Annotated in this window: 13 protein-coding genes; 9 read left to right on the top strand and 4 right to left on the bottom strand. The window is 67.1% G+C overall.

The genetic code is table 11. The annotated features are described in order from the left end of the window. Positions 1-4: 4 nt before the first annotated feature. From ACQY4K_RS10875 to crtD, 4 genes are read right to left on the bottom strand one after another with little or no spacing between them, the layout of a single operon-like run. Entirely contained in the window at positions 5-796 is a 792-nt protein-coding gene (locus ACQY4K_RS10875) for an alpha/beta fold hydrolase (protein WP_428390228.1), read from the bottom strand. A gap of 7 nt (positions 797-803) precedes the next feature. Continuing rightward, positions 804-1,280 carry a phosphate-starvation-inducible PsiE family protein gene (locus ACQY4K_RS10870; RefSeq protein WP_428390227.1) on the bottom strand — a complete coding sequence of 159 codons (477 nt, stop codon included), beginning with the start codon at positions 1,278-1,280 and terminating at the stop codon, positions 804-806. Between the two features lie 12 nt (positions 1,281-1,292). Next, entirely contained in the window at positions 1,293-2,186 is an 894-nt protein-coding gene (locus tag ACQY4K_RS10865) for a carotenoid 1,2-hydratase (RefSeq protein WP_428390226.1), read from the bottom strand. Further along, complete coding sequence (crtD, locus tag ACQY4K_RS10860; protein WP_428390225.1) at positions 2,114-3,673, bottom strand: 1-hydroxycarotenoid 3,4-desaturase CrtD; 1,560 nt, start codon at positions 3,671-3,673, stop codon at positions 2,114-2,116. The genes ACQY4K_RS10865 and crtD overlap by 73 nt, the downstream gene beginning before the upstream one ends. Positions 3,674-3,776: 103 nt before the next feature. Here crtD and ACQY4K_RS10855 point away from each other — a divergent pair, with 103 nt between their 5' ends. The 9 genes from ACQY4K_RS10855 to pufL all read left to right on the top strand — a co-directional run bounded on the left by ACQY4K_RS10855 (position 3,777) and on the right by pufL (position 11,884). Continuing rightward, positions 3,777-4,649 carry a polyprenyl synthetase family protein gene (locus tag ACQY4K_RS10855; RefSeq protein ID WP_428390224.1) on the top strand — a complete coding sequence of 291 codons (873 nt, stop codon included), beginning with the start codon at positions 3,777-3,779 and terminating at the stop codon, positions 4,647-4,649. A gap of 10 nt (positions 4,650-4,659) precedes the next feature. Beyond that, on the top strand, positions 4,660-5,718 hold the full coding sequence (locus ACQY4K_RS10850; RefSeq protein WP_428390223.1) for a methyltransferase: 1,059 nt from the start codon (positions 4,660-4,662) through the stop codon (positions 5,716-5,718). Positions 5,719-5,798: 80 nt separating this feature from the next. Further along, on the top strand, positions 5,799-6,740 hold the full coding sequence (gene bchC / locus ACQY4K_RS10845) for a chlorophyll synthesis pathway protein BchC (protein WP_428390222.1): 942 nt from the start codon (positions 5,799-5,801) through the stop codon (positions 6,738-6,740). Further along, positions 6,737-7,696, top strand: a complete 960-nt coding sequence (locus ACQY4K_RS10840) for a chlorophyllide a reductase iron protein subunit X (RefSeq protein WP_428390221.1) — start codon at positions 6,737-6,739, stop codon at positions 7,694-7,696. Before bchC ends, ACQY4K_RS10840 begins: the two co-directional genes overlap by 4 nt. A 1-nt stretch (position 7,697) precedes the next feature. Next, complete coding sequence (gene bchY / locus ACQY4K_RS10835; protein ID WP_428390220.1) at positions 7,698-9,134, top strand: chlorophyllide a reductase subunit Y; 1,437 nt, start codon at positions 7,698-7,700, stop codon at positions 9,132-9,134. Between the two features lie 6 nt (positions 9,135-9,140). After that, entirely contained in the window at positions 9,141-10,589 is a 1,449-nt protein-coding gene (gene bchZ / locus ACQY4K_RS10830; protein WP_428390219.1) for a chlorophyllide a reductase subunit Z, read from the top strand. Positions 10,590-10,611: 22 nt separating this feature from the next. Then, positions 10,612-10,827, top strand: coding sequence for a light-harvesting antenna LH1, beta subunit (gene pufB, locus ACQY4K_RS10825; RefSeq protein ID WP_428390218.1), 216 nt, complete (start codon positions 10,612-10,614; stop codon positions 10,825-10,827). A gap of 15 nt (positions 10,828-10,842) precedes the next feature. After that, positions 10,843-11,040, top strand: coding sequence for a light-harvesting antenna LH1, alpha subunit (gene pufA / locus ACQY4K_RS10820; protein ID WP_428390217.1), 198 nt, complete (start codon positions 10,843-10,845; stop codon positions 11,038-11,040). Between the two features lie 19 nt (positions 11,041-11,059). Further along, positions 11,060-11,884, top strand: a complete 825-nt coding sequence (gene pufL, locus ACQY4K_RS10815) for a photosynthetic reaction center subunit L (protein WP_428390216.1) — start codon at positions 11,060-11,062, stop codon at positions 11,882-11,884. The last annotated feature ends 1 nt before the right edge of the window (position 11,885 follow it).

Genomic DNA, 11,885 nt, shown 5'->3' with positions numbered 1-11,885 from the left:
CCGTTCAGCCAGGTAGCCAGTCACGGATCGCGGTTGCCGCCGCGTCGGGATACTCCTCGTGCGCGGACAACGCGCCGGGGACCTCGACGCGGGTGACGTGGCCAGTGGCGCCCAGCGCGTCCATCTCGGCCGCGGACTTCCGCGGCGCGCCACGCGGCCGAAGCATCAGTGTCGGCGGCAAGCCGGCGCCAAACAGAGCAAGAAACGCCGCGCGTGAGTGGACGGGGTCGAGCCCGCCACTGATGAACGCGGCGGTGGCGAATCGTGCGCCGGGCTGCCGCACGATGGCCCGCTTGGCCGCCAGCAGCGCCGGCGTGACTGTCGCCGGATCGGCGTAGACGTGCCCGCGCATCATCCGTTCCAGCATACGACGGCTGGTCGCCGCCCGGTAGAGCAGCGGGCCAAAGCCTGGCGCCTCGAAGGCGCGCCGGGCGGCACGTGTGAGTCGCGATGCACCCAGCATCGTCGGCAACGGTCCGCGCCAGGTCGGCGCGATCAGCACCAGCCGGGCGAAGCGCGCCGGATGGCGCAGCGCCGCCCGCACCAGATAGGGGGCGGCATGGCCGGCACCGACGCCAAGCGCAAATGGCGCAGGTGCGCGCCCGATCAGCCTATCGAGGAACACGTCCAACATTTCCGGATGAAGTCCGTCGCGACCGGCCCGCGGCGCATCGCCGAAGCCTGGCCAGTCCGCAACGACGCACTCCCACGCCGCCCCAAGACAGGTCGCCAGCGGCAGCATCTCCGCCCGGCTCGACACCGAAGACAAGGCGGGAAGCAAAAGCGCGCTGTGCATGGTCGCCTCAATGATGTTCGATCGCGCCTGTCGGACGCACGACCAACGTCCTGCGATCCTGGTCACGGACCAGCCAATAGACAACGCCGAGGGCGAGGATGGCGCCGGCAATCGCCAGCAACTCGATGGCATGCACGGCACCGAGATCGATGACGATGAACTTGCGCACGGTGGCGAGCATGCCGATCAGGATGATCGAGCGCGCCCGCACGACGCTCTCCTGGCTGCTGGTAACCACTAGCGAGTGCTTGAACTCGAGACCGATGACGACGGTGAAGAACATCCCGAACACGCTCTGGAATATCGCGGGGTTGGCCGGGTTCATTCGGTCGTTCCAGACCAGTTCGGCCACTGCCACGACCAGGTGCAGGGCGGCAAGCGCCACCAGCACGACGATCGCTCCCGTCAGCAGCAGCATGATCGCATGCTCGAACTGCTCGTACGCGCTCTTGCCGCTGACGATCTTCTTCCATGACGGACGCACCTGCATCCTCCCCTATGATAGCGCGCGCGGAATCCGGAACGGCAGCATTGCCTGGGTCCAGGGCGCGCTGAACCGGTCGAGATCGAGGCTTTCGTGCATCGCCTGCGACGATTCGCCGAACAAGTGCGTCTGCACCACCGAGCGGGCATAGAACGGGCTGTCCTGCACCGTACGCGTGAGGCTCGCACTTTCGGCGCGGGTAAAGCGCGGCAGCCGCCAGCGCGTGTGCGGGAGTGCGACGCGCGGCGGCAGCGCCTGTTCGGCGACCGCGCCGTCACGGCCGACCGACAAGGCCAGCGCGCGATCCGCGCCGTGGCGATCGGTCACGTCGTAGACGATTCCGGTGGAGTCCGTAAGCGGCGCGCGGGCCCAGTCCCAGCGGGCGAAGCTGTCCTCAAGCGGGCCATCGCCGTCATTGCTGTCGAGATAACCAACACCGCTCCAGCGCAGCGCCGGCTGCTCCAGGCTGACCTCGACCCAGGCGCGCGGCGCGATCGGCCGCCAACGGTGCAGCCCGGCCGCGTCCAATCCAACGGTATGGCCGGTGAGTGCGGCGGGGTGCACCCGAATTTGGCCGCGTATGCGTCGTGGCAGCGGGGTTGCGAATTCGTCGACCTCGAAGATCAGTTGGTCGTCCTGCCATTGGATCAGGCTGCGGCCGATGGCAAGCATGTCGGAGTCGCGCAACACCTGGCTATGCTCGGTCATCGACCAGCGGCTTCGGGTGCCATAGATCGAGACGTTGAGCGCGCAGAAGCGCAACGGGTCGGCGGCCGAACCGCGACGACGCGCCCAGGCGTAATAGGGTGAGAACACGCTGCCCAGAAACGCGATCAGGGTGATCCCCTGGCGGCCGTCGTCGCTGAGCGCGTCGACGTACCACCAGACATAGCCACCCGGCGCCACGGCCGCGTCGAAGCTCGGTCGGCGATCGCGCACGCCGCCGCCAGTCGTCCCGACAATGCCGCCATCGGCAGCCCGGGCGCCGGATGCACGCTGCCCCCTGCCAGATACAGCCCCGGCAGGCGCGAGCGTGCTCCCGGCCGTTGGAACGACGCCGTCCAGCCGTGCGACACCGGGCCGTACAGCGCGCCGCCGGTGTGCGGAAACAGTGCTGCGAACTGGTTCGGGGTGGTCACGCTCTTCAGCCTGGGTGCGCCCAGCGTCAGACCGCAGCGGCGCATGGCCGCGGCCATCCGGGTCTCGCATTGTTCGATCTCCGTCATGGAAAAGCGGTGCGTATCGCCGATTGCCGGCGCATTGGTCAGGCAGAGCAATCGTTCAGGGGCTGCGTCCTCGGGCTGCCCGAGTCCGCGGTCCTGAGCACAGACATACAAAGTCGGCTTGGCGGGCAGGACGCCGCGGCCGAAGATCTCCTCGAACTCCGAGCCGGGCGCCTCTGAGAAAAACACGTTGTGGCGTTCGAGCGGAAAGCCTGTCGTCGACGCCTCGATCGCCCAGGTCATGGCCGAAAGCGACCGCATCGCGCGCGGCATCGGCACCACGGCATGGCGGCAGACGTCGCCGAAACCGCCATGCGCGATCGCCTGCGCGTCGGCATTGCACAGCACGATGTCCGCCTCCAGACGCTCGCCGCCGGCAAGCACGACGCCGCGCGCGCGGCCAGACGAAACCGTGATCTCGGCCACCGAACTGGACGTACGCAGGCTCACCCCGCGCCGCACAACGAGGTCCGCCAGTGCATCCACCAGCCGGCGCATGCCGCCCTCGACGAGCCAGACACCTGATTGCTCGACGTGGGCGACCAGCATCAGCGTCGCCGGACAGCGGTTCGGCGCGGAACCGCAATAGGTGGCATAGCGGCCGTAGAGCTGGCGCAGCCTTGGGTCGCGGAAAAAGCCTTCCAGACTGGAGGCCAGCGTGCTGAAGGGATTGATCCGCAGCAGCCGGCCGATCCCGGCACGGGCCGTCAGGTGCGCCATCGACGGCCGCTGCGCGCGCAGAAAGCTCCGGTCCAGGGTTTGAAAGATTTCGGCGGCGCGCGCGCGAAACGCGTGATAGCCGCGGGCTTCCGCGGCACCCGCGAAGCGGCCGATCGCGTCGGCAGTGCGGGCAGCGTCGGCAAACAGGTCGAGATGCCCGCGATCGTTCCAGGCGTGCCGCGCCAGGATTTCGGCCGGGCGCAATATCACGTGGCGCTCCAGGCTGTCGCCGGCATCGTCGAAGATTTGGGCGAACACGTCACGCATGGTCAGCACGGTCGGACCGGCATCGATCCGCACCCTGTCGCCGCCGACTTCGCGCACCTTGCCGCCGGCCGTGTCGGCCGCCTCGAGGATCGTCACCGCAAAACCGGCGCGCGCCAGATCGAGTGACGCGGCCAAGCCGCCGATCCCAGCGCCGATGACGATCGCGTGTGGCGCCCTCATCATCGCTCCCGCGCAAGATGCCGATTGACGTATCTGTCCATTATGTCTGACAGTCTAACATGACAAGCTAGAATGACAGCGGTCTAGTGACGGGGCGGAGGGATCGATGGACGCGGTGGCACTGATCGAACGGACCTTGGATTCCGCCCTTTCCCCCGCGCAAAGCTTTTCCGGACCGCCACGACTGGGTTCTGCAATCCGTCATGCGGTTTTCCCTGGAGGTGCGCGGGTGCGGCCGCGGCTTTGTCTCGCGGTGGCGCGCGCCTGCGGCCATGGCGAGGACCCGCTCGCGCACGCCGCCGCCGCCGCCCTCGAACTGATCCATTGCGCGTCCCTGGTGCATGATGATCTGCCCTGCTTCGACGATGCGCCAACGCGGCGCGGCCTGCCTTCGGTGCATCACGCCTACGGCGAAAGCCTCGCGGTGCTGGCCGGTGACGCGCTGATCGTGCTGGCCTTCGAGACTCTCGCGAATGCCGCTACCGAAGCATCCGGCGCCAGCCTCGCGGCCCTCGTGCTGCTGCTGTCGCGCTCGACCGGGCTGCCGCGCGGCATCATTGCCGGCCAGGCCTGGGAATGTGAGCCGGAGATCCCGGTCGCCGCCTATCACCGTGCGAAGACCGCGTCGCTGTTCTCCGCCGCAACGATGGCAGGTGCGCTTGCCGCAGGCCAGGAGCCGGCCGCCTGGCAGATGCTCGGCGAGCGTCTGGGCGAAGCCTACCAGGTGGCCGACGACATCCGCGATGTCATTGCAACGCCCGCGCAACTCGGCAAGCCGGGTGGCCGTGACCAGGCGCTGGGCCGTCCCTCGGTCGCCCTGCAACAGGGCGTGCCGGGGGCGATGCTGCGGCTCAACGCCCTAATTGGGGACGCCATCGCCAGCATTCCGGCTTGTCCGCTGGCGGCAGAGCTGCGCGGCCTGATCCGCCTGGAAGTGCAACGGCTGCTGCCAGAGGAAATGCTGCTTAACGCGGCCTAGGCAGGGCTCCTTGCTTGATCGCTGGCTTTCCAGTCCACGCTTCCGCAGGGCGGCGACAGCCTTCCCACTCACCCGCCCGATCGCCAGGCGCCGCGCCTCGGCATTGTTCGATCTGTGTGCGGGGTTCGTTTATGCGCAGGTGCTCGCCGCGTGCGTGGAGCTGCGCCTGCCGCAGACGCTGCTTGCCACCCCCGGGACGGCACCGGCACTGGCACCGCGGCTCGGCCTGTCCGAACAAGCGACGCGGCGTCTGCTGGATGCGTCGGTGGCGCTGCGCCTGGCCAGGCGCAACCATAAAGGCACCTACCGACTCGGTGCGTTAGGCGCAGCGCTCATCGACAATCCAGGCGTGGCCGCGATGATCGCGCACCACCGGATGCTCTACGAGGATCTGCGTGATCCGGTGGCCTTGCTGCGCGGCGAGACGGGCACCCAGCTTGCGGAGTTCTGGCCCTATGACGCGCCGTCCGGCGGGACTGGCGCCTACAGCGCGCTGATGGCGGCGTCGCAGGCCATGGTCGCCGACGAGGTGCTCGCGTCCTACCGAATCAGGCGACATCGTTGCCTGCTCGATGTCGGCGGCGGCGACGGCAGCTTTCTCGTAGCAGTGGCGGCGCGGGCACCGACGCTGCGGCTGGTGCTGTTCGATCTGCAACCGGTGTGCGCGCTGGCGCAAGCGCGATTTGCGACGGCCGGGATCGCAAGGCGGGCGCGCACTGTGGCCGGCGATTTCCATCGCGATCGGCTTCCTCCCGGCGCCGACCTGATCTCGCTGGTGCGGGTGCTGCACGACCATGACGACGATGCGGCGCTGGCGCTGCTGCGTGCCGCCCGGACCGCGCTCGCGCCCGGCGGACGGCTGCTGATCGCGGAGCCGATGGCCGGCACGCGCGGGGCGGCGGCCAGCGGCGACGCCTATTTCGGCTTCTATCTGCTGGCGATGGGACGCGGCCGGCCACGCCGTCCGGAGGTGATCGCGGCGATGTTGCGCGAAGCCGGATTCAGCCGCAGTCGCCTGTTGCGCACCCGTGTGCCGTTGGTCACGCGGGTCATGATCGCCGTTCCGTGAACGAACGAGTGTCAACGGGAGTTGTCACTTCTAAATGTTGTGTTAGGTTGACAAGTCCAGACCCGGAAAGGGGGGAGCAGATGCAGACCGATGCCGTCGTCATGAGCGCTCCGGGACGTGTCAGGCTCGATCGTCTTTCCCTGAATGCGCCGACCGACACCGACATTGTCGTTGATATCGACTGGAGTGGCATCAGTGCCGGCACCGAGCGTCTGCTCTGGAGCGGCACGATGCCGAACTTTCCGGGCATGGGTTATCCACTGGTACCGGGCTACGAGTCGGTCGGCCGAATCGTCGAAGCCGGCGCCGCATCGGGACGCAGCCTTGGCCAGGCGGTGTTCGTCCCTGGTGCCAAATGCTTCGGCGATGTGCGCGGCTTGTTCGGCGGTGCCGCGGCACGTCTGGTTCTGCCGGGTGCGCGGGCCGTGCCGATCGCGGACGATCTCGGCGAGCGCGGCACGTTGCTTGCGCTGGCCGCCACCGCGCATCATGCGATCGCGGCCCCGAATGCACCGCCGCCGGAGCTGATCGTCGGACACGGCGTGCTGGGCCGGCTGCTGGCGCGCGTCGCCATCGCACTCGGACACGCGCCGCCCATGGTCTGGGAAAATCGTACCGGCCGTGAAGCGGGCGCCCAGGGCTACGAAGTGACCCGTTCCGAAGACGACCCAAGGCGCGACTATGCCGCGATCATCGACGCCAGCGGCGACGCCTCGTTGCTCGACCAGTTGGTCACGCGCCTCGAGCGGGGCGGCGAGATCGTGCTGGCCGGATTCTATTCCGGACGGCTTTCGTTCGATTTCGCGCCGGCCTTCATGCGTGAGGCCCGGCTGCGTTGCGCCGCCGAATTCCTGCCCGCCGATCTGGCTGAGGTGCAGCGCCTGGTCGCGGGTGCCGCCCTCTCGCTGGACGGCCTGATCAGCCATCGCCGGCACGCGGCCGAGGCGCAGGACGCCTACCGCACGGCATTCGACGATCCTGACTGTCTCAAGATGATTCTCGACTGGAGTAAGCCGGCATGAATGCGCAAACCCCGAACGCGCCCGCCAGCGAACCGGCTCAAAGCAAGCGCGAGACCCAGATCGTTGCGATCTACGGCAAGGGCGGCATCGGCAAGAGCTTCACGCTCGCCAACCTCTCCTACAGCATGGCCCAGGCCGGCAAACGGGTGCTGCTGATCGGCTGCGATCCAAAGAGCGACACCACGTCGCTGCTGTTCGGCGGCCGGTCCTGCCCGACGATCATCGAAACCTCGTCGCGCAAGAAGGCGGCAGGCGAGACCGTGCAGATCGGCGATGTGTGCTTCAAGCGCGACGGCGTTTTCGCGATGGAGCTCGGCGGCCCCGAGGTCGGCCGCGGCTGCGGCGGACGGGGGATCATCCACGGCTTCGAGCTGCTCGAAAAGCTTGGTTTCCATGACTGGGGCTTTGACTACGTGCTGCTCGACTTCCTCGGCGACGTGGTCTGCGGCGGCTTCGGCCTGCCGATCGCGCGCGACATGTGCCAGAAGGTGATCGTGGTCGGCTCGAACGATCTGCAATCGCTCTACGTCGCCAACAATGTCTGCTCGGCGGTGGAGTATTTCAACAAGCTCGGCGGCCATGTCGGGGTCGCCGGCCTGGTCATCAACAAGGATGACGGCACCGGCGAGGCGCAGGCGTTCGCCGATGCGGTCGGCATCCCGGTGCTGGCGGCGATCCCGGCCGACGATGATATCCGCCGCAAGAGTGCGAACTACGAAATCGTCGGCAAGCCCGGCAGCGTCTGGTCACCGTTGTTCGAGGCGCTCGGTTTGCAGGTGGCCGAGGCGCCGCCGTTGCGTCCGCATCCGCTCACCCACGACAAGCTGCTCGACCTGTTCAAGGGCGACGCGGTTGGTCGCGACGTGGTGCTGCAGCCGGCGTCGCTCGCCGACATGTGCGGCGGCGTCGCCTTGGCCGAAAAGCCATCCCTCGAAGTCATTTACGAGGGTGCCTGACATGGCGCCGCTGGACGAACCGGCAGGCGGGTGTCACGGCGGCCGCGAGACCATGCAGGCGGCCGCGCGCGCTGCTGGCAAGCAGGCTTCGCTCGACCAACTGCTCGCTGACTATCCGCGCGGCCCGCATGACCAGCCGCAATCGATGTGCCCAGCCTTCGGCTCGCTGCGCGTCGGCCTGCGCATGCGCCGCACGGCGACGATCCTTTCGGGGTCTGCCTGCTGCGTCTACGGGCTGACCTTCACCTCGCGCTTCTATGGTGCCCGTCGCAGCGTCGGCTATGTGCCATTCAATTCCGAGAGCCTGGTGCGCGGCCAGCTGTTCGAGGACATCCGCGAGGCGGTGCAGAAGACCGCCAACCCCGACGAATACGACACCGTGGTGGTGATCAATCTGTGCGTGCCGACCGCGTCCGGCGTGCCGCTCGATCTGTTGCCACGCGAGATCGACGGGGTGCGGATCATCGGCATCGACGTGCCGGGCTTTGGCGTGCCGACGCATGCCGAAGCCAAGGACGTGCTCGCCGCTGCGATGCTGCGTTATGCGCGCACCGAGGCTGAGGCGGGTCCGGTGCAGCGCCCGCGCGCGCCAACCAACGATCTGCCGACGGTGGCCCTGATCGGCGAGCTGTTTCCCGCCGATCCGGTGGGTATAGCCGGCCTGCTGGCGCCGATGGGCCTCGCAGTGGCGCCGTCGACCCCCGCACGCGAATGGCGCGACCTGTATGGCGCACTGGATTGCAGTGTCGCCGCCGCCGTGCATCCGTTCTATGTCGCCAGCGTGCGCGAGTTCCGCGCTGCCGGGCGGCCGGTCGTGGGGTCTGGCCCGGTGGGCGTCGAGGCAACCGCGGCCTGGCTCGACGCCATCGCGACGGCGGCAAATGTCGGTCACGCGGAGCGCGACGCCGCCCGCGCGGCAAGTCTCGGCGCGCTGCGTGGCGTGCTGGCCGCCAACCCAATCGACGCACGCTTGACCGTCTCCGGCTATGAGGGCTCGGAGTTGCTGGTTGCCCGCCTGCTGATCGAGGCCGGCGCCGAAGTGCCGTATGTCGGCACCGCCTGTCCGCGCACCGAATGGAGCGATCCCGACCGCGAATGGCTTGAGGCGCATGGCGCGCACGTGCAGTTCCGCGCCTCGCTGGAGAACGACGTCGCCGCTTTCCGCGAGGTCAAGCCAGACCTCGCCATCGGCACCACCCCAGTCGTGCAAAAAGCCAAGGAGCAGGGGATCCCAGCAATCTATTTTACCAACATCGTCTCAGGACGGCCGTTGTTCGGCATTCCGGGTGCGGCGGCCCTGGCCCAGGTCGTGGCCGCACAGGCGCGCGGGCGTGAGCGGTTCTCGCGCATGGTGTCGTTCTTCGGCGCCAAGCCGGCCGCTGCGGCAGCGAAGGCGGCCTTCGTGGTGCCGCAAATCGATGTGCCGGTGGGGACCTGAGCCGCCATGCTGGTCATCGATCACGATCGGGCAGGCGGCTACTGGGGCGCGGTCTACGCCTTTACCGCCGCGCGCGGCCTGCGGGTCATCATCGACGGGCCGGTGGGATGCGAGAACCTGCCGGTGACCGCGGTGCTGCACTACACCGACGGGCTGCCGCCGCACGAATTGCCGGTCAGCGTCACCGGGTTGTCTGAAGACAATCTCTCGATGAACGGCACGGAGGCCGCCCTCAGCCAGGCCAACGCGGTCGGGGACCGCTCGATGCCCGGTGTCGTGGTCACCGGCAGCATCGCCGAGATGATCGGTGGCGGCGTGACCCCGGAAGGCTCCAACCTGCTGCGCTTCATCCCGCGCACCATTGACGAGGACCAGTGGCAGACCGCCGATCGGGCGATCTACTGGCTGTGGACGCAATTCGGTCAAAAGAAGGGCGGCCGCAAGAAGACCGCCGCGACGACGAAGCCGCTGGTCAACATCATCGGCGCGATCCACGGCACGTTCAACATGGCCTCCGACCTCGCCGAGGTCCGCCGTCTGGTCGAAGGCATCGGCTGCGAGGTCAACATGGTGTTCCCGATGGGAACTCATATCGACGAGACGCCGCGGCTGGCCGATGCCTGCGTCAACATCTGCCTGTATCGGGAGTTCGGCCGCAAGCTCTGCGAGGAGCTCGGCAAGCCGTATCTGCAGGCACCAATCGGCGTCTTCGCGACCACGAATTTCCTCGAAGCGCTGGGCGAACTCACGGGGCTTGATCCGCAGCCATTCATCGAGCGCGAGAAGCTGACCACCATCAAGGCGGTCTGGGATCTATGGCGCAGCGTCACGCAGGATTTCTTTGCCACCGGCAGCTTCGCGGTGGTCGCGACCGAGACCTACGAGCGTGGCATACGACATTTTCTCGAGGACGAACTCGGCATTCCGTGCGCCTTTTCGGTGGCGCGGCGACCCGGCGCCAAGACCGACAACGCAGGCGTGCGGGACTCGATCCGAAAGACGCCTCCGCTGGTGCTGTTCGGCTCCAGCAACGAGCGCATCTACGCCGTCGAGCTGAAATCGCGCTGCGTCTATGTGCCGGCGTCGTTTCCGGGCGCGATCATCCGCCGCGCCACCGGCACGCCGTTCATGGGCTATGCGGGTGCGACCTACCTTGTGCAGGAATACTGCAACGCCCTGTTTGACGCGCTGTTCACCATGCTGCCGTTGGGACGCGATCTCGATGCGATCGACGCGACCCACGCACGCGGTCAAACGCCCGTCAGCGCCGCTCCCTGGGACCGCGATGCAGCTTCCCTGCTCGACGACCAGGTGGCGGCCGAACCCTTCCTCGTTCGCATCTCCGCAGCGAAATCGCTGCGCGAGCGTGTCGAGCGGGAAGCGCGCGCGCACGACGAAAGTCGCATCACCCGCGCCCGTGTGCTGGCCTGCCTGCGGGCGGAGGCCCTGTCGTGACACGTTCAATAGGAGAACTAGCATGGTAACCGATCCAAACCGCTCCGTTCTATCGGGGCTCACCGAAGGGGAGGCCAAGGAGTTCAACCGCCTCTTCGTCCTTAGTTTCTGCCTGTTCACGGGGGTGGCGATCGTCGCCCACATCCTGGCTTGGATCTGGCGCCCGTGGGGCGGCAGCTACCAGCATACGGCGATGCTGATGCTGCACCACGCGGCACACCTCGCAGCCCTTACCTGATCGGGAGCACGGATCATGTGGCGTGTATGGGTTCTGTTTGATCCGCGCCGGGCGCTGATCGGCCTCTTTATTTTTCTGCTGACGCTGGCACTGGTAATTCACTTCATCCTGCTCAGCACGGACCGCTTCAACTGGCTTGACGGTCCCAATCATGACCGGCTGACCGGAGCGCCGGCGCAACAGATGACGCCGACACCACCGGCGCCACGATAGGCGACAGGAGGACCCGACCATGGCGATGCTGAACTTCGAATATAAATATCGTGTCCGCGGTGGAACGCTTGTCGGCGGCGACCTGTTCGACTTTTGGGCAGGGCCGTTTTATGTCGGCTTCTTCGGCGTCACCACCATCTTCTTCGCCCTGGTCGGGACCCTGCTGATCATCTGGGGGGCCGCGATCGGCCCGACCTGGAACATCTGGCGGATCAACATCGCGCCGCCGGATTTGAAGTATGGCCTCGGCTTGGCCCCTTTGCGCGAAGGCGGATTGTGGCAGTGGATTACCTTCTGCGCAATCGGCGCCTTCTCGTCATGGGCGCTGCGCATGGTCGAGATCGCGCGTAAACTCGGCATGGGATTGCACGTCCCGATCGCTTTCTCCGGCGCGATTCTCGCCTATGTCACACTCGAGGTGTTCCGGCCGCTGGCGATGGGTGCCTGGGGTAATGGCTTTCCCTACGGGATCATCTCGCATCTCGATTGGGTCTCCAACATCGGCTACGAGCACCTGCAGTTCCACTATAATCCGGCGCATATGATCGCCGTGACGTTCTTCTTTACCACCACCTTCATTCTGTCGATGCATGGCGGCGTGGTGCTGTCGGCGCTCAATCCGGGCAAGGACGAGGTGGTCAAGCCGTCCGGCTACGAGGACAGCTTCTTCCGCGACCTGATGGTCTATTCCATCGGACCGCTCGGCATCCACCGTCTCGGCTGGTTCTGCGCCATCAATGCCGGGGTCTGGAGTGCAATCTGCATCATCATCAGTGGCCCATTCTGGACCCGTGGCTGGCCGGAATGGTGGAACTGGTGGCTCAACCTGCCGTTCTGGAGCTGAA

It is taken from the genome of Lichenicoccus sp., from assembly GCF_965276875.1.
In the GTDB taxonomy this organism is placed as follows: Bacteria; Pseudomonadota; Alphaproteobacteria; order Acetobacterales; family Acetobacteraceae; genus Lichenicoccus.
Note: the sequence above shows the minus strand (reverse complement) of the source record. Positions and strands in the feature narration are given on the sequence as shown.